The following is a 16,152-nucleotide window of genomic DNA, read 5'->3' as shown; positions in this document are numbered from 1 at the left end:
GGTCAGGACGCGGTGAAGCGCTCCAGGGCCGCCACCACCAAGGCGTGGTCCGCGATCTGGGGGAGGCCCGAGACGACCACCGTGCCGATGACCCCGGCACCCTCGACGGCGATCGGGAACGCGCCGCCGTGCGCCGCGTACCGGTCGGGGTCGAGCCGCGAGGACTCCTCGAACGTGGTGCCCTTCGCGCGGAACCTGCTGCCCACCAGGTACGAGGAGCAGCCGTACCGCTCGACGACGCGGCGCTTGCGGTCGATCCACGCGTCGTTGTCGGGCGTCGAGCCGGGCAGCGCGGCGTGGAACAGCTGCTGGCCGCCGCGCCGGATGTCGACGGCGACCGGCGCCTCGCGCTCGCGCGCCATCTCCACCAAGAGGGAGCCGAGCGCCCAGGCGTCGTCGTGTGTGAAGCGACGGAGCGTCAGACGCCGCTCCTGCTCCTCCAGTTCGGTGATGGAGGGGGCGGTGAGGGCGGCGGGGGCCTGGGCCGTCGCCGCTGCCGTGGGCCGCGTCGTCACAGCGTCACCGCCACGCCCTCGCGGGCCGAGCGGCGCGCGGCCTCCAGGACGTCGAGGGTCGCGGCGGCCTCCCGCGCGGTGACCGGGTTGTCGCCCTCGCCGCGCAGCGCGGCGGCCACGGCGGCGTAGTACGCGGGGTAGTCGCCCGGCAGCGTGGGCTCGGGGCGGCCGCCGCCGGTCAGCGGGGACTCGCCCGAGCCGACCTTGCCCCACAGGGCCTCCGGCTCCACGCCCCACGGGTCCTCGTCCGTCGGCCGCCTGCCCTCGCGCAGCGCGGCCTCCTGCGGGTCGAGGCCGTACTTCACATAGCCCGCCGCCGAGCCGAGGACGCGGAAGCGCGGGCCGAGCTGGGCCGTCGTCGCGCTCACGTACAGGTGCGAGCGGACGCCGTTCGCGTGCGTCACGGCGATGAACGTGTCGTCGTCGGCCTGCGCGCCCGGGCGGCGCACGTCCGCCTCCGCGTACACCGCCGCCGCCGGGCCGAACAGGACCAGGGCCTGGTCGACCACATGGCTCCCCAGGTCGTACAGGAGGCCGCCGATCTCCTCGGGGTCGCCGGACTCGCGCCAGCCGCCCTTGGGCTGCGGGCGCCAGCGCTCGAAGCGGGACTCGAAGCGCTGGACGTCGCCGAGGCCGCCGTCGGCGAGCAGCTTGCGCAGCGTGCGGAAGTCGTTGTCCCAGCGGCGGTTCTGGAACACCGAGAGCAGCAGGCCGCGCTCGTCCGCGAGGGCGGCCAGGTCGCGGGCCTCGGCCGCGGTGCCCGCGAGCGGCTTGTCCACGACGACCGGCAGGCCCGCCTTCAGCGCGGCGGTCGCGAGCGGTACGTGCGTCTTGTTCGGCGACGCCACGACGATCAGGTCGAGCTCGTCCGCGCGGTCCCACAGCTCGTCGGCGTCCGCCGCGCAGCGCAGGTCCGGGCCGGACTCGGCGCGCGCCTGGGCCTGCCGCTCGGCGTTCGACGTGACCACCGTGTCCAGGGTCAGGCCCTCGGTCGCGGCGATCAGGGGGGCGTGGAAGACGGAGCCCGCGAGGCCGTAGCCGATCAGGCCGACGCGGAGGTCGTTCGTGCCTTGAGTCATGCCCTCTACTTTGGCAACGGTGTTGCCAAAGTGCAAGCGGGGGCGACAATGGGGGTGTGAACAGCGAGAAGAGGCCGGGGGCCGGGGTGAATCTGCCGGGGCTGCGCGGGCACAACGCGGCGCTGGTGCTCGATCTTCTGCGGGGCGCCGGGGGTGGTGGGGTCGGGCGGCTCGAACTTGCCGGGCGGACGGGGCTCACGCCGCAGGCCGTCAGCAAGATTGTCGCTCGGCTGCGGGGGGAGGGGTTGGTGGCCGACGCGGGGCGTCGGGCTTCCACTGGGGGCAAGCCCCAGACCCTGCTTCGGCTTGTTCCCGAGGCCGGGTACGCCGTGGGGGTGCAGCTTGAGCGGGACGCTCTGGTGGCCGTGCTGGTCGACCTGACCGGGGTTGTCGTCGGGGAGCGGCGGGCCGCGGTGGACTTCTCGGACGGGGCCGACTCCGTCGTAGAGGTTGCGGCGGCTGAAGTCGAGGTGCTGCTTGGCGGCGCTTTGGCCGGTCTGGAAGCAGGATTGCCCGGCACCGTGGGCACAGCGCTAGAAGGGTCGGCCTCGGCGGCTGGCGTACTCGGGGTGGGTGTTGCCCTGCCCGGGCCCCTCGATCACGCCTCCGGGGTGTTGCAGCGTGTCACCGGGTTTCCCGAGTGGGACGGGTTTCCGTTGCGGGAGGTGTTGGGGCGGCGGCTCGGGTTGCCCGTGGTGGTGGACAAGGACACCAATGCTGCCGCGTTGGGGCTTGCGCTCGGTGGGGACGCGGAGTCGTTCGCCTATCTGCATCTGGGGACCGGGCTCGGGGCCGGGCTCGTGTTGGGCGGAGGGTTGTACCGGGGGGCGCGGACCGGGGCGGGGGAGTTCGGGCATCAGGTGGTGCAGTTGGACGGGCCGGACTGTGAGTGCGGGGACCGGGGGTGCGTCGAGGCGTTGTGTCTGGCCGCCGTCGCGCGCGGTGACCTCGACGAGGCGGCCCGCGTGCTCGGCACCGCCGCGGGCAACCTGGTCGCGCTGCTCGACATCGACCTGGTGCTGCTCGGCGGGCGGACGGTCGGCGCCGCCGAGGAGTTGTTCGTCCGTGGTGTCGGCGCCGTCGTCGCGGAGCGGGCCCGGCGCGAGGGGGCCGGGGCGGCCGTCGGCGTGCGGGTCGCGCCCGGGGGTGAGCGGGCTGTCGCGGAGGGCGCCGCGCAGCTGGTCCTCGCCCCGCTCTTCGGGCGGGCGAGCGCCGCCTTTCCCGCCAATCGGACTTGACGAAGAATCGGCTGTTAGGGGGGAATCGGCCAGCCGAACGGGTCGCCGACGGCGGTGGGGCGGGTGCGGGGTCGCGCGCGCGTGGCAGGGTCTGGGCCGCGACCCGTTGCCGTCCGGCCGTTCCCGGGCGTCTCAACGAGCGCTGTTCCGCCGTCAGTTCGGCCGTCCCCGGTGCTCCCCGCGCCCCGGCCGCCAGCAAGGGCTCCCCATGCGACTTCGCAGTTCTCTCACGGCAGGCGTCGCCGCCGCCGTCACCCTCGTGCCCGCCGGGGCCGAGGTGGCGGCCGCCGCCGGTGACCCGTCGCGCGAGGGCGGCCCGGGCGCGCTGCGGCCCACCTGCGCGAAGGGCGCCGGGGACGGGTTCCCGATCAGCACCCGCATCAGCGGAGGACCCGCCACGTACGAGCGCGGCGGCGGCTTTCGCGGCTGGTCCCTGGAGCTGACCAACACCACGGACGACACCTGTCGAAACGTCCATCCGGTCGTCGTGCTCGTGGACGCCGCCAAGGCCCTGAAGCCCCGTCAGATCCAGTTGGAGTTCGACGACGGGGCGCGGCGGTGGCCGGTGCGGTTCGAGCGGACGGACCGGGACGAGACCGTCGGCGTCCTCGGCGGCGGGGCCGGCGGAGCCGACGCGAGCCCCGGCTTCACCCTCGCCCCCGGCGCCACCCGCACCGTCGGCCTCCGCCTCGCCTTCACCTCCGACGCCGCGCCCGGCGGCGTCGTGGCGAGCGCCGCCGTCGTGCGGCGCCGCGACGACGACGGGGACTGGGTGGGCGCCTCCAACGACTACGCGTTCGACATCGTCGGGGCGGGCGGGCCCGCCGTCCCGGCCCCCGGCGAACTCGCGAAGACCGGCCCGGGGTACCTGCCCGGGCTCGGGGTCACCGCCGCCGCCCTCCTCCTCGGCGGCGTGGCCCTCGTGGTGGGATCTCGGCGCCTTCGGGCCAGAGGGAGCTGACACAGCCGTCCCACCGACCGCGGAAAGGCCGTGTCCGTGCCGCCCCAGCCGAAGCACCACCCGGCGGCACGGGCCCGGCCTTCTCCGTGTCCCGCCCCGCCGCGCCCGCACGCGTCCCCGTACGCATCCCACCGCCGCCCCCGCACGCGGCCCCGCCACCCCCCGAGAGGCCCGCCCCCCGCCCCCCACCCCCACGACGTGCGAACATCTGCCCGTGGACAAGCCCAACGCCGCCCCGCCCGACCACCTGCGCGACCAGGCTCCCGGAGCCCCGATCCGCTCCGGCATCCCCGAGCACGGCCGCATCCCGAAGTACTACGCCGTCAAGGCCCGCATCGCGGAGCTGATCGACGACCTCGGCGACGGACGGACCCTGCCCACGGAGCGGGACCTCGCCGAGCGGTACGAGGTCGCGCGCGAGACGGTCCGGCAGGCCCTGCGCGAACTGCTCCTGGAGGGCCGCCTGCGCCGCCAGGGCCGCGGCACCGTCGTCGCCGGGCCCAAGCTGGAACAGCCCCTGTCGCTGGCGAGCTACACCGAGGGGGTGCGCCGCCAGGGCCGCACCCCCGGACGTACCCTCATCTCGCTCGACCGCTTCGCGTGCCCGGCCGCGCTCGCCGCCGACATAGGGCTCCCGGTCGGCGAGCCCGTCTGGCACATGGAGCGGGTGCTGCTCGCGGACGAGGAGCGGGTGGGCCTGGAGTCCACGTACGTGTCCGTGGAGCGGGTGCCGCGCCTCGACCGGGACTTCGAGCCCGACTCGTCCTTCTACGCCTACCTGCGCGAACGCCTCGGCATCTCCTTCGGCGACGCCGACGAACGCATCGAGACGGTCCTCGCCACACCCCGCGAGGCCCTGCTCATCGGAACGCCGCCCGCGCTGCCCATGCTCCTGATCCACCGCGTCTCGCGCGACACCGAGGGCCGGCCCCTGGAGCGCGTGCGCACCCTCTACCGCGGCGACCGCTTCTCCTTCACGACGCACCTGGCCGGCCAGGGCTGAACTCGCCCTGCCCGCACGCCGGTCGACCCTCTTCCCGTACGCCCGCCGCCCCCTCATGATTACGGAAAGGTAACGGGTCTAGTCCAAGCTTGATGGGCCGTTCACCGTCCCGTTGCCAACCGGACCCCGTCGGGTCACCCGTCGACAGGAGCGTTGCCGTCGTGAGAGTCATCGTCGTAGGAGCCGGCGTGGTGGGAACCATGCACGCCTGGCACGCAGTGGAGCGCGGCCACGAGGTCGTACAGATCGAGCGCGAGAGCGAGGCCCGCGGGGCGTCGCTCCGCAACTTCGGGCAGATATGGGTCAGCGGCCGCGCGGGCGGCGAGGAGCTGGACACGGCGCTGCGCGCCCGTGAGCTGTGGGAGGACATCGGTGCCCGGGTGCCGGGCCTGGGCTTCCGCGCCATCGGCTCGCTGACCCTCGTACGCAACGAGCGCGAGCGGGCCGTCGCCGAGGCCGCCCTCGCCCGCCCGGACGCGGCGGCCCGCGGCTACAAGCTCCTCGCCGCCGACGAGGCCCGCGCGCTCAACCCGGCCCTGCGCGGCGAGTTCAGCGCCGCACTGTGGTGCGAGCGGGACGCCGCCGTCGAGCCCCGGACCGCTCAACTGCGGCTGCGGGAAGCCCTCCTGGCATCGCCGAACTACACGTTCCTGCCGGGCCGCGAGGTCCGCGAGGTCGTCGGCGTCGGCTCGGTGCGCGACGACCACGGCGAGGTGCACACCGGCGACGCCGTGGTCCTGTGCACCGGCGCCTCGCTCGGCGGCCTCGTGCGCGAGCTCGCCCCCGAACTGCCCGTGCGCCGCGTCCGCCTCCAGATGATGCAGACCGACCCGCTCGGCGAGCCGCTCACCACCTCGGTCGCCGACGCCGACAGCTTCCGCTACTACCCGGCGTACAAGTCGCCGGAGCTGGACGCCCTCAACGCCGGGCAGGCCCAGGAGCCGACCGCCGCCGCCCACAAGATGCAGCTGCTCATGGTGCAGCGCGCCGACGGCGGCCTGACCATCGGCGACACCCACGAGTACGAACACCCCTTCGCCTTCGACACCCTCGAAGACCCCTACGACCACCTCACCGAGGTCGTCGAGGGCTTCCTGGGGCGCCCGCTGCCGAAGATCAGGCGGCGCTGGGCCGGGGTGTACGCGCAGTGCGTCGACACCAGCCGGGTCGTCCACCGCGAGCAGGTGCGCGACGGCGTGTGGCTGGTCACCGGGCCCGGCGGGCGCGGCATGACCTGCTCGCCCGCCATCGCCGAGAAGACCGCCGACGAGCTGGGATGGTGACGGAAGTGACCGCGTACGGATACGTCCGACTTGTGGTGCTCGACATGGCGGGGACCACCGTCGCCGACGGGGGCCTGGTCGAGCAGGCCTTCGCCGCCGCCGCGCGCGAGCTCGGCGTCGAGGAGGGCTCCGCCGACCACGCCGCGAAACTGGAGTACGTCCGCGCCACCATGGGCGAGTCGAAGATCTCCGTCTTCCGGCACCTGTTCGGCGACGAGGCCCGCGCACAGCAGGCGAACGTGGCCTTCGAGAAGGCGTACGGGCAGCTCGTCGACGGCGGCCGCATCGCCCCGATCCCCGGCGCCCGCGAAGCCGTCGAGGAGCTGCGTGCCGACGGCCTGACCGTCGTCCTCAGCACCGGCTTCGCCCGCGTCACCCAGGACGCCATCCTCGACGCCCTCGGCTGGCGCGACCTCGTCGCCCTCACCCTCTGCCCCGCCGACGCGGGCGGTCGCGGGCGGCCCTACCCCGACATGGTGCTCGCCGCGTTCCTGCGCACCGGCGCCGCCGACGACGTCCGCCACATCGCCGTCGCCGGTGACACGGCGTACGACATGCGCAGCGGCGTGCGGTCCGGGGCCGGAGTCGTCGCCGGGGTGCTCACCGGCGCCCACGACGCGGCGGCCCTCACCGACGCCGGAGCCACCCACGTACTCGGCTCCGTCGCCGAACTGCCCGCGCTGCTACGGGGTTCCGGACGATGAGCAGCGGCATCCGCTTCGACTCCGTGTCCGTCGCGTACGGCAGGCACGGCGAGAACACAGTGCTCGACGGCCTGGACCTCACCGTCGAGCCCGGCGAGGTCATGGCGCTGCTCGGGCCCTCCGGGTCGGGGAAGACCACCGCGCTGCGGGCCGTCGCCGGGTTCGTGCGGCCCGCGTCCGGGCGGGTGTTCATCGGCGACCGCGACGTCACCGCGCTGCCGCCGCACCGGCGCGGCATCGGCATGGTCGTCCAGCAGTACGCGCTGTTCCCGCACATGCGGGTCGAGGACAACGTGGCCTTCGGTCTGAAGGCGCAGAAGGTCGCCCGTGCGGAGATACCCGGGCGGGTCGCCGATGCCCTGGAGCTCACCGGCATGGCCGCGTACGCCAAGCGGTACCCCCGGGAGCTGTCCGGCGGGCAGCAGCAGCGCGTCGCCATCGCCCGTGCGCTCGCCATCCGGCCGGGGGTGCTGCTGCTCGACGAGCCGCTGTCCGCGCTCGACGCGCAGCTGCGGTCCGGGATGCTGGCCGAACTCGCCCGGCTGCACCGGGAGTTGCCGGACGTCTCCATTCTGTACGTCACCCATGACCAGGTCGAGGCGCTCACTCTCGCCGATCGGATCGCCGTCATGGACCGGGCCAGGTTGCAGGACTGCGGGACTCCGCAGGAGCTTTATCGGCGGCCTCGGAACGAGTTCACGGCTTCCTTCGTGGGCAACGCGAACCTCCTGCCGGTTGCTGTGGGGGCGGGGTCGGTTTCCCTGGGCGGTGCCGAGTTGAAGGTCGACACCGGGGAGGTGGGCGCGGGGGTGACTGCCACGCTGTGCGTGCGGCCGCACCTGGTCGGGCTTGGGCCCGGGCCCAACTCCCTTACGGGGAAGGTCACCGAGGTGCAGTGGCGTGGTGCTACGCACCGGGTGTTCGCCGAGGTGGCGGGGCATTCCGTGAAGGCCGATGTCCGGGAGCTCCGGGAGCCGCCCGCGCTGGGCAGCGACGTCACGTTGCACTTCGCGCCGGAGGACGCGGTGCTGTTGGCCGCGGGGGTGACCGATGGGTAGTCCTGCTGAGCGCCTTATTGACGGTGAACCTGGTCGTGGGGCTGTGCCCACCCGTCCCGCCCTGCGGGACGATTGCCCACAGCGGCGGACGGAACAGGAGCGTGACCCGGGACCGGGGCGCGAGCCACAGCGGGAGCGGCGAGTCAAGGTCCCGGCGTTCGTCTGGGCGCTGCCGCCCGTCGCTCTGCTCGGGCTTGTGTTTCTGTATCCCCTTGCTCTCGTCGTCCAGCAGTCCGTGCGGCCCGACACCGGCGGGACCTCGCTGCAGCCTTACTCCGATGTGTTTGCCTCCGAGTCGTTCCGGGAGGCGCTGGGGACCACGGTGTGGCTGGCTGTGGGTGCCACCGTCGGGTGTCTCGTGCTGGGGTTCGCGCTCGCGCTCGTGATCGCGTTCGTGCCGTTCCCCGGCGGGAAGGCCGTCGCGAAGTTCATCGATGTGTTCCTGTCCTTCCCGTCGTTCCTGATCACGCTCGCGCTGCTGTTCATCTACGGCACCAAGGGCATGGCCAACGGGATGTGGACGGGGGCGACCGGGGCGGGCGGGGACGGGCCCTTCCAGTTCCTCACCACGCCGTGGGGCGTGCTGCTCGCCGAGATCACGTACTTCACGCCGTTCGTGATGCGGCCGCTGCTCGCCGCGTTCTCGGCGATCGACACGGCCCAGCTGGAGGTGGCCTCCTCGCTGGGGGCGCGGCCGCTGCGGGTCGTACGGCAGGTGATCCTGCCGGAGGCGCTGCCCGCGCTCGCCGCCGGCGGCAGCCTCGTCCTGGTGATGTGCCTGAACGAGTTCGGGATCGTGCTGTTCACCGGGGCCAAGGACGTCACGACGCTGCCGATGCTCGTCTACAGCAAGGCGATGCTCGAGTCCGACTACCCGGCGGCCTGCGTCGTCGCCGTCGTCAACATCGCGATCTCCGTGGGCCTCTACGGCCTCTACCGGGTGGTGAGCCGTCGTGCTGGTGCATAGCCGCAAGGGCAAGTGGGCGACCTGGGCCCTGTTCTTCGTGCTCTTCCTGCCGCTGTTCGCGCTGCCGCTGCTCGTGATCGTGGCGGCGTCGTTCGCCGGGCACTGGTCGGGGGCGTTCCCGTCCGGCTTCACCGGCGAGCACTACTCGGCCGCCACCCGCGGCGAATCCCTCCAGGCCCTCACCACCAGCCTGCTCACCGCCCTCGGCGCCAGCCTCATCGCGCTCGCCGCGGGCACCTGGGCCGCCCTCGCCGCCGCCGCGCTGAAGGGGCGCGGGAAGGGCACGTCACGGCTCTCGCGGCTGTGCGGGCGGACCCTCGACACCCTGTTCATGCTGCCTGTCGCCGTGCCGTCGGTGGTCGTGGGCCTCGCGGTCCTCGTCGCCTTCAGCAAGCCGCCGATGATCCTCAACGGCACGTCCACGATCGTCGTCCTCGCGCACGCCATTCTTGTCACGGCGTTCGCCTACCAGTCGGTCGCGGCCGCCATCGTGCGTCTCGACCCGGCGTACGAGCAGGCCGCGGCGTCCCTGGGCGCCCGGCCCGCGTACGTCCTGTGGCGGGTGAAGCTGCCCCTGCTGCTGCCGTCCCTGACCGCCGCCGCCGGGCTCTGCTTCGCCCTGTCCATGGGCGAGCTGAGCGCCACGATGATGCTCTACCCGCCGGACTGGACCCCGCTGCCCGTGCGGATCTACGCCGCCACCGACCGCGGCGCCACCTTCACCGGCGCCGCCCTCGCCGTGGTCCTCATGACGGCGACGCTCCTCGTCCTGTTCGCCGTGTCGAGGATCCGCACCAAGGCCTCCTACCGCTGACCACCCCCGACTCCCCTTCCCCCGTGTTCCGTTGCGACTCGTCAGGAGTACGACACGTCATGTCCCGTCACCCCCGCGTCCCCGTCCGCACGCTCGCCGCCCTCTCCGGCAGCCTCGTCCTCGCCGGCACCCTCACCGCCTGCGGCGGCGACTCCGCCGCGTCCGACGCCAAGGTCGTCACCGTCTACAGCGCCGACGGCCTCAAGGGCGAGAACGGCGACGGCTGGTACGACAAGGTCTTCAAGGACTTCGAGAAGAAGACCGGCATCGAGGTCAAGTACGTCGAGGGCGGCTCCGGCGAGATGGTGCAGCGCGCCGTCCGCGAGAAGTCCAACACGCAGGCCGACGTCATCGTCACGCTCCCGCCGTTCATCCAGCAGGCCGACGAGAAGGGCCTGCTCCAGGCGTACGAGCCCAAGGGGTCCGAGCACGTCGACGGCGCGAACAAGTCGGCCGACGGCAAGTGGACCTCCGTCGTGAACAACTACTTCGGGTTCATCCACAACAAGAAGGAACTCGGCGGCGCCAAGGCCCCCAAGACCTGGGACGAGCTGACGGACTCCGCGTACAAGAACAAGCTCCAGTACTCCACGCCCGGTGTCGCGGGCGACGGCACCGCCGTCCTCATCAAGGCGATGCACGACTTCGGCGGCAAGGAGCCCGCCATGAAGTACCTGGAGAAGCTCCAGTCCAACAACGTCGGCCCGTCCGCCTCCACCGGCAAGCTCGCCCCCAAGGTCGACAAGGGCGAACTGCTCGTCGCCAACGGGGACGTGCAGATGAACTTCGCGCAGTCCAAGGACATGCCGAACCTCGGCATCTGGTTCCCGGCGAAGAAGGGCAAGAAGCCCACCACCTTCGCGCTGCCCTACGCCGCCGGGCTCGTGAACAAGGCGCCGCACAGCGCCAACGCCAAGAAGTTCCTCGACTACCTGCTCGGCCGCACCGCGCAGGCGCAGGTCAGCGAGATCGGCGGCGGCTTCGCGGCCCGCAAGGACATCAAGGCCACCGACGCCAACGCCATCGCCCTCGACAAGCTCATGGACGGCGTCGAGGTCTTCGAGCCGGACTGGGACGACATCTCCAAGAACCTCAAGTCGTACGTCGAGGACTGGAAGTCGGCCACCGGCAGCTGAGCGCCTTCGCCGTCGCCTCCCGACGGTAACGAGTCTGGACCAACGCCCCTGTACCGCCAGGGGCGTTGGCATGCCCGCACGCCCTTCTCCGCAGCTGTTCCCCGTCGCGACCCTCCTGGAGGAACCGTGTCCCACGGTCCGTCTCGCCGCTCGCTCCTCGTCTCCGCCGCGTCCCTCGGCGCGGCCGCCGCCGTCTTTGCCGGACCGCTCGCCGCCGTCGCCCGCGCGGCCGCGCGCAAGCCCAAGGTCCTGATCATCGGCCTCGACGGCGCGCTCCTGAACCGCATCAAGGACGCGTTCGCGCCCACCCTCAAGTCCCTGATGGCCGACGGCCTCACCGCCCCCAGCGCCCTCTACGCCAACCCCCTCGCGCCCACCTCGTCCGGACCCGGCTGGTCCACGCTCCTCACCGGCGTCTGGCCCGACAAGCACAAGGTCCTGAACAACGACTTCACCGGCCACGACCTCGCCCGCTACCCGGACTTCATGACCCGCGCCGAGGCCGCGAAGCCGTCCCTGAACACGTACGCCGTGTCGTCCTGGGCGCCCATCACCGACACGATCTTCTCGCCGAAGGTCGACACCCGGGTCTCCACCCCGTCCGCCGAGTACGACACCGGCACCACCGCGCGTGCCGTCGCCCGCCTGAAGGACACCGACCCGGACGCCGTGTTCGTCCAGCTCGACAACATCGACCACGCCGGGCACAGCAGCGGCGCCGCCAGCCAGGCGTACCTGGACGCCATCCGCACCGCCGACGGCCAGGTCGGCCAGATGGTCGCCGCCGTGCAGGGCCGCGCCTCGTACGCCGACGAGGACTGGCTGATCATGATCACCGCCGACCACGGGCACACCGACGCGGGCGGGCACGGCGGCTCCAGCTGGGCCGAGCGGCAGACGTTCCTGATCGCGCGCGGCGGCGGGGCGAGCCCCGGGTCGGTGCGGCACGACGTGCGGATGCCCGACGTCGCCGTCAGCGCGCTCGCGCACCTCGGCGTCGCCGTCGACCCGGCCTGGGGCCTGGACGGCCGCGCCTTCCAGCAGCCGTCGCCGGACGACTTCGACGCGCTGCGGGCGACCCTGAAGCCGCCCGTCGACGAGACCGGCGTCGGCGCGGGCGTCATCGGCTTCACGCACACCCCGCCGAGCGGCTGGTCCGTCGACAACTCCCGGATGGGCGGAGGCGGCATGACCGAGTGGCGCGGCTGGTCCTTCACGACGGACGAGTTCTGGACCAAGACCCAGCGCGACCAGCAACGCGAACTCAACATCCGCGCCCGGAACGTCTTCGCCGTCGCCGACGGCGACGAGTGGTCCGACAAGTCCGTCACCGGAACCTTCGACTCCACGCTCATCAGTCCCGCGTACGAGGTGCGGGGCGGGGCCGCCGCCACCCTCACGTACACGACCTTCTACCGTCACGAGGCGCCGCAGCAGGGCCAGGTGCTCGTCTCCTACGACGGCGGGACGCCCGTCGTCGTGAAGACGTACGCCGCCGACACCCCCTCCGTCGTCGAGTCGCTGCGGCTCCAGGTCCCCGCGGGCGCGCGGACCGCGCAGGTCCGGTTCCGCTACACCGGAGGCAACAACTGGTTCTGGGTGATCGACGGGGTGAAGATCAGCGCATCGTGATTAGGCTGGGGGCGTCGGCACACTGTCGTCCCGGCGCCCCCAGCAGCATCAGTTCGCGCAGACCGCAGGAGTGCACCCCATGGCAGAGCGCAAGCCCATCGAATCGTGGCTCACCGACATGGACGGCGTGCTCATCCACGAAGGCGTGCCGATCCCCGGCGCCGACGCGTTCATCAAGAAGCTGCGCGACTCGGGCAAGCCGTTCCTGGTCCTCACCAACAACTCCATCTACACCGCCCGTGACCTCCAGGCCCGGCTCAACCGCATGGGCCTCGACGTCCCCGTGGACAACATCTGGACCTCCGCGCTCGCCACCGCCAAGTTCCTCGACGACCAGCGTCCCGGCGGCACCGCGTACGTCATCGGCGAGGCCGGTCTCACCACCGCCCTGCACGACATCGGGTACGTCCTCACCGACCACGCCCCCGACTACGTGGTCCTCGGCGAGACCCGGACGTACTCGTTCGAGGCCATGACCAAGGCCGTCCGGCTCATCAACGGCGGCGCCCGCTTCATCTGCACCAACCCGGACGAGACCGGGCCCTCCACGGAGGGGCCGCTGCCCGCCACCGGGGCCGTCGCCGCGCTCATCACCAAGGCCACCGGCAAGCAGCCGTACTTCGCCGGCAAGCCGAATCCCCTGATGATGCGGACGGGGCTGAACGCGATCGGGGCGCACTCGGAGACGAGCGCGATGATCGGGGACCGCATGGACACGGATGTCCTTGCCGGACTGGAGGCCGGGATGGAGACCTTCCTCGTCCTCACCGGGCTGACGTCCCGTGCCGACATCGACCGGCACCCGTTCCGCCCGTCGAACGTGGTCGACTCGATCGCCGACCTGGTCGACAGGGTCTAGAGAGCCCCGTGAGGGGCGCGGGGAACTGCGCGACCAGCCACAGCGAGGCCGCAGACGCATCTGCCGGGTACTCCGCAGACGCGTCTGCGGCTTTTCGCGCGCTGAGCGCGCAGTTCCCCGCGCCCCTTACGGGGCGCACCTCGCCGCCCCGGACGGGTGTGTCGGGGATGCGCGGGCCCCGGGAGGGCGGGAACCTGCTGGTACAGGAGGTTCACGATGGGTATATGTTCGCTCGCCGTGCGTGGCGCCGGCGCCGCCGTCCTCATCGCCGTATGGGCGCCCCCGCCAGCAACCGCCCATGATCAGGACGAGGTGAAGGCCCAGGTCACCCCGGCGAACGCCACCCCGGGCGCCCGGGTCGACGTGCGGGTGAAGGGGTGCGGCGGCACCACCGGAGCGGCGGGCTCTGGCGCGTTCACGCGGGACGCGGAGCTGACAGGGCGGGACGGCAAGCAGAACACGCTGTCCGGGACGACCCGCATCCGCAAGGGCGTCTCCGGCACGTACGAGATCACCGTCACCTGTGACGGACACCCGCACCAAGGCGTCGGCACCGTCCAGGTGGCGGGCGCCGGAACAGGGCAGACCCCCACCGCCCCGGTCCGCGCCGGAGGCGGCGGCACCGCCTCCCTCACCTCGGCCGCGGCGGAGGCCGACGAGGCAGGCCCCGGCACCCGGCACGCGGTCGTCGGCCTGGTCCTCGCGGGCGTGGCGGCCGTCGCCGTGGCGCTGCGCAGCGTCCGTCGCCGCCACCCGGAGTGACACCGTGACGGGCCCGGACCCGGAGGCCGGCCCGCACCCGCCCGGGACGAGCCGACTCGTCATGGGCGTGGCCTGGGCGTTCCTGCTCGTCGGCCTGTGGCTGTGGGGCAACGAGATCACCGATGTGCGCGGCGGCCTCTCCGACCCGACGACGGGCGACGTGGCCGCCGTCGGCCGCCCCGCCGGGGTCGACCTGCCGCCCGCGCACGAGCCGCTCGCCGCCGCCCGCCCGCAGCGCGTCGACGTGCCGGGCCTCGGCGTCCGCGCCCCCGTCGTGGCCCGCGGCCTGGACGCGGACGGCGCCATCGACCCGCCGCCGTTCGCGCAGCCGGGGGCCGTGGGCTGGTACGGGGGCGGGGTGCGCCCCGGCGCCCGCGGCACGTCCCTGTTCGTCGGGCACGTCGACACCGAGTCCAAGCCCGCCGTCTTCTACCACCTCAGCACCCTGCGCCCCGGCGAGAAGGTGCGCGTGACCAGGGACGACGGTTCGGTCGCCGAGTTCACGGTGGACGACGTGCAGGTCCTCGGCCGCGACGACTTCAGCGCGCGCACGGCCTACGGCCCCCGTGAGGAGGGCCGGGCCGAACTGCGCCTGATCACCTGCGGCGGCACCTTCGACCGCGCGAGCCGCACCTACTCGGCCAACGTGGTCGTGTCCGCCTACCTCACGGGGGCCGCGAAGCCGTAGCGGCTAGCTCGCCGGCGCGGCCGAGCCGTAGCCCGCCGCACCGGCCGTGACCGGCTCCTTCGTCCGCAGGGCACGCAGCCCGAGGCCGCCGAACACCCCCGCGAACACCGCCCAGAGCAGCACGTGCGACGCCAGGGACAGCATCCGGAAGTCCCACAGCAGGGTCGCGCTGACCGGGACCGGATCGGGGTTGTCGGGCAGCGCCCAGAGCAGCGCGAGGACCGCCACCGCCGTCACGGCGACCGCACACTGCCGCACCGGTACGGGGCGCGCGGCGAGGCGTACGTACACCTGCCACACCAGGAACATGCCGAGCACGCCGATCACGACGGCGCCGAGCCACATCTCCTGCCGGTCGCCCACCGTGCCCGCGTCGCCGACCCCGGGCGGGGCCGCCGGATAGCGCAGCGCGGGGAACAGCGAGACGGCGCAGAACGCGGCCGCGCAGAACGCGAGGGCGCGCGGCCACGGGTTGCCCCGCGGATCACGCCGGTGCACGAGCGCGTACGCGACGGCGAAGAGCACGCCGATCGCGAGCCCCGCCACGACCAGGGCGATCACCAGGCCCGCGTGCTGCGTGGAGCGCGAGAACAGCTCCTCGTGGTGCTGGACGGCGCCGCCCGCGGGCTCGTGCTCGTGCGAACGGGCCTCCTCGGCGCGGATCGCCTTGTCCATCAGGGGTTCGGCGAGCAGCAGCGAGAACAGGCCCGCGGCGAGCCCGCCGAGCGCTCCAGCGACCATCCCGCGACCGAGCAGCGGCAGCACGGGGGAGCCGCCGGTCCGGGCGGGAGCGGCAGCGGTGCGGGAGGTGCCGGCGGCCTCGGGGGTCGCGGACGCCTCAGCGGTCTCGGGCGACTTGGGGGATTCGCCCGGCGGACCGGGAGAGAGGTCGGAGTCGGAGGAGGAGTCGGAGGAGGGATCGGGGGCGGAGTCGGGGGAGGGGGCGGAGGAAGTGCGGGGAGCGGTGGGGGAGTTCGGGGAATTCGGGGACGTCGGCATGGTGCGCGCGGCCCCGATCAGTGGCAGGGGGCACCGAAGAGGTGCCTGCCGTCGTGGGCGAACTCGTGCAGGTAGTCGCCGGTCGCCGAGATCAGCGAGCCGTTGTCCATGAAGACGGCGTAGAGGGCGATCAGTGCGACGATCGCCGCGGCCGCCGCGATCAGCCAGTCGCGGGTCTCGATCGTCGCGGACTGTATCGCAGCCGTGTCGCTGTGTGGTGCGCTGTGCGCAGACGTGACGGACATGCCGGTGAGCCTCCTTCTGGGGTTTCCACGCCCCAAAGCAGGAGGACGACGGGTCAGTTCCTGACTTCCCGCGCGCGAGTGAGCGGTGACTCGCGCGGGGTGACAGTGGCGGGACCGTCCCGGATTCGCACCGGGTTCCTGGCAACCGTCGCCTCGATGTATGGACTTGTCGCCCGGAGAGTCCCAGGTGGTCATGGACACTGTCAACC

The 16,152-nt window shown here is 72.9% G+C and carries 17 protein-coding genes and 1 riboswitch; of the genes, 13 read left to right on the top strand and 4 right to left on the bottom strand.

Annotated elements, in window-relative coordinates; genetic code table 11:
* Positions 1-2: 2 nt before the first annotated feature.
* Together AB6L24_RS39220 and AB6L24_RS39215 are read right to left on the bottom strand one after the other, a co-directional pair.
* Positions 3-515 (bottom strand): heme-degrading domain-containing protein, encoded by a 513-nt coding sequence (locus tag AB6L24_RS39220; RefSeq protein ID WP_405664258.1) that lies wholly within the window; start codon positions 513-515, stop codon positions 3-5.
* Positions 512-1,594 carry a Gfo/Idh/MocA family oxidoreductase gene (locus tag AB6L24_RS39215; protein ID WP_405664256.1) on the bottom strand — a complete coding sequence of 361 codons (1,083 nt, stop codon included), beginning with the start codon at positions 1,592-1,594 and terminating at the stop codon, positions 512-514. Before AB6L24_RS39215 ends, AB6L24_RS39220 begins: the two co-directional genes overlap by 4 nt.
* Before the next feature lie 56 nt (positions 1,595-1,650).
* Between AB6L24_RS39215 and AB6L24_RS39210 the strand changes: the two genes are divergently transcribed.
* The 13 genes from AB6L24_RS39210 (at position 1,651) to AB6L24_RS39150 (ending at position 14,699) form a co-directional block, all read left to right on the top strand.
* The gene (locus AB6L24_RS39210; RefSeq protein ID WP_405664254.1) at positions 1,651-2,832 is read left to right on the top strand and encodes an ROK family protein; all 1,182 of its coding nucleotides are present in this window, start codon (positions 1,651-1,653) and stop codon (positions 2,830-2,832) included.
* Between the two features lie 208 nt (positions 2,833-3,040).
* Positions 3,041-3,793, top strand: coding sequence for a hypothetical protein (locus AB6L24_RS39205; RefSeq protein WP_405664252.1), 753 nt, complete (start codon positions 3,041-3,043; stop codon positions 3,791-3,793).
* A gap of 214 nt (positions 3,794-4,007) precedes the next feature.
* Positions 4,008-4,796 (top strand): GntR family transcriptional regulator, encoded by a 789-nt coding sequence (locus tag AB6L24_RS39200; protein ID WP_405664250.1) that lies wholly within the window; start codon positions 4,008-4,010, stop codon positions 4,794-4,796.
* 161 nt (positions 4,797-4,957) lie between these two features.
* Positions 4,958-6,079 (top strand): TIGR03364 family FAD-dependent oxidoreductase, encoded by a 1,122-nt coding sequence (locus tag AB6L24_RS39195; RefSeq protein WP_405664248.1) that lies wholly within the window; start codon positions 4,958-4,960, stop codon positions 6,077-6,079.
* Positions 6,073-6,783 carry a phosphonatase-like hydrolase gene (locus AB6L24_RS39190; protein ID WP_405664246.1) on the top strand — a complete coding sequence of 237 codons (711 nt, stop codon included), beginning with the start codon at positions 6,073-6,075 and terminating at the stop codon, positions 6,781-6,783. Before AB6L24_RS39195 ends, AB6L24_RS39190 begins: the two co-directional genes overlap by 7 nt.
* Entirely contained in the window at positions 6,780-7,841 is a 1,062-nt protein-coding gene (locus tag AB6L24_RS39185) for an ABC transporter ATP-binding protein (RefSeq protein ID WP_405664244.1), read from the top strand. Before AB6L24_RS39190 ends, AB6L24_RS39185 begins: the two co-directional genes overlap by 4 nt.
* Positions 7,834-8,808 carry a 2-aminoethylphosphonate ABC transporter permease subunit gene (locus AB6L24_RS39180; RefSeq protein ID WP_405664243.1) on the top strand — a complete coding sequence of 325 codons (975 nt, stop codon included), beginning with the start codon at positions 7,834-7,836 and terminating at the stop codon, positions 8,806-8,808. The genes AB6L24_RS39185 and AB6L24_RS39180 overlap by 8 nt, the downstream gene beginning before the upstream one ends.
* Complete coding sequence (locus tag AB6L24_RS39175) at positions 8,795-9,622, top strand: ABC transporter permease (RefSeq protein WP_405664241.1); 828 nt, start codon at positions 8,795-8,797, stop codon at positions 9,620-9,622. Before AB6L24_RS39180 ends, AB6L24_RS39175 begins: the two co-directional genes overlap by 14 nt.
* 59 nt (positions 9,623-9,681) lie before the next feature.
* Positions 9,682-10,758 carry a 2-aminoethylphosphonate ABC transporter substrate-binding protein gene (locus AB6L24_RS39170; RefSeq protein WP_405664239.1) on the top strand — a complete coding sequence of 359 codons (1,077 nt, stop codon included), beginning with the start codon at positions 9,682-9,684 and terminating at the stop codon, positions 10,756-10,758.
* Between the two features lie 126 nt (positions 10,759-10,884).
* Entirely contained in the window at positions 10,885-12,390 is a 1,506-nt protein-coding gene (locus tag AB6L24_RS39165; RefSeq protein WP_405664238.1) for an alkaline phosphatase family protein, read from the top strand.
* 79 nt (positions 12,391-12,469) lie between these two features.
* Positions 12,470-13,249, top strand: a complete 780-nt coding sequence (locus AB6L24_RS39160) for an HAD-IIA family hydrolase (RefSeq protein WP_405664236.1) — start codon at positions 12,470-12,472, stop codon at positions 13,247-13,249.
* Positions 13,250-13,465: 216 nt separating this feature from the next.
* Positions 13,466-14,011 carry a hypothetical protein gene (locus AB6L24_RS39155; protein ID WP_405664234.1) on the top strand — a complete coding sequence of 182 codons (546 nt, stop codon included), beginning with the start codon at positions 13,466-13,468 and terminating at the stop codon, positions 14,009-14,011.
* Between the two features lie 61 nt (positions 14,012-14,072).
* Positions 14,073-14,699 carry a class F sortase gene (locus AB6L24_RS39150; RefSeq protein ID WP_405664531.1) on the top strand — a complete coding sequence of 209 codons (627 nt, stop codon included), beginning with the start codon at positions 14,073-14,075 and terminating at the stop codon, positions 14,697-14,699.
* A 3-nt stretch (positions 14,700-14,702) separates the two neighbouring features.
* On the opposite strand, the gene AB6L24_RS39145 is transcribed toward AB6L24_RS39150, so the two are convergent.
* Both AB6L24_RS39145 and AB6L24_RS39140 read right to left on the bottom strand, forming a co-directional pair.
* A complete protein-coding gene (locus AB6L24_RS39145) occupies positions 14,703-15,698 on the bottom strand; it encodes a CbtA family protein (protein WP_405664232.1) in 996 nt (331 codons plus the stop codon).
* A gap of 17 nt (positions 15,699-15,715) precedes the next feature.
* Positions 15,716-15,943: a CbtB-domain containing protein gene (locus AB6L24_RS39140; protein ID WP_030358276.1), complete on the bottom strand. Its 228-nt coding sequence runs from the start codon at positions 15,941-15,943 to the stop codon at positions 15,716-15,718.
* A gap of 33 nt (positions 15,944-15,976) precedes the next feature.
* Positions 15,977-16,128: riboswitch (cobalamin riboswitch) on the bottom strand.
* Positions 16,129-16,152 lie beyond the last annotated feature (24 nt).

This window comes from Streptomyces sp. RK9 (assembly GCF_045070545.1).
Taxonomy (GTDB): Bacteria; Actinomycetota; Actinomycetes; order Streptomycetales; family Streptomycetaceae; genus Streptomyces; species Streptomyces alboflavus.
This window is presented reverse-complemented; position numbering and strand designations above follow the sequence as displayed.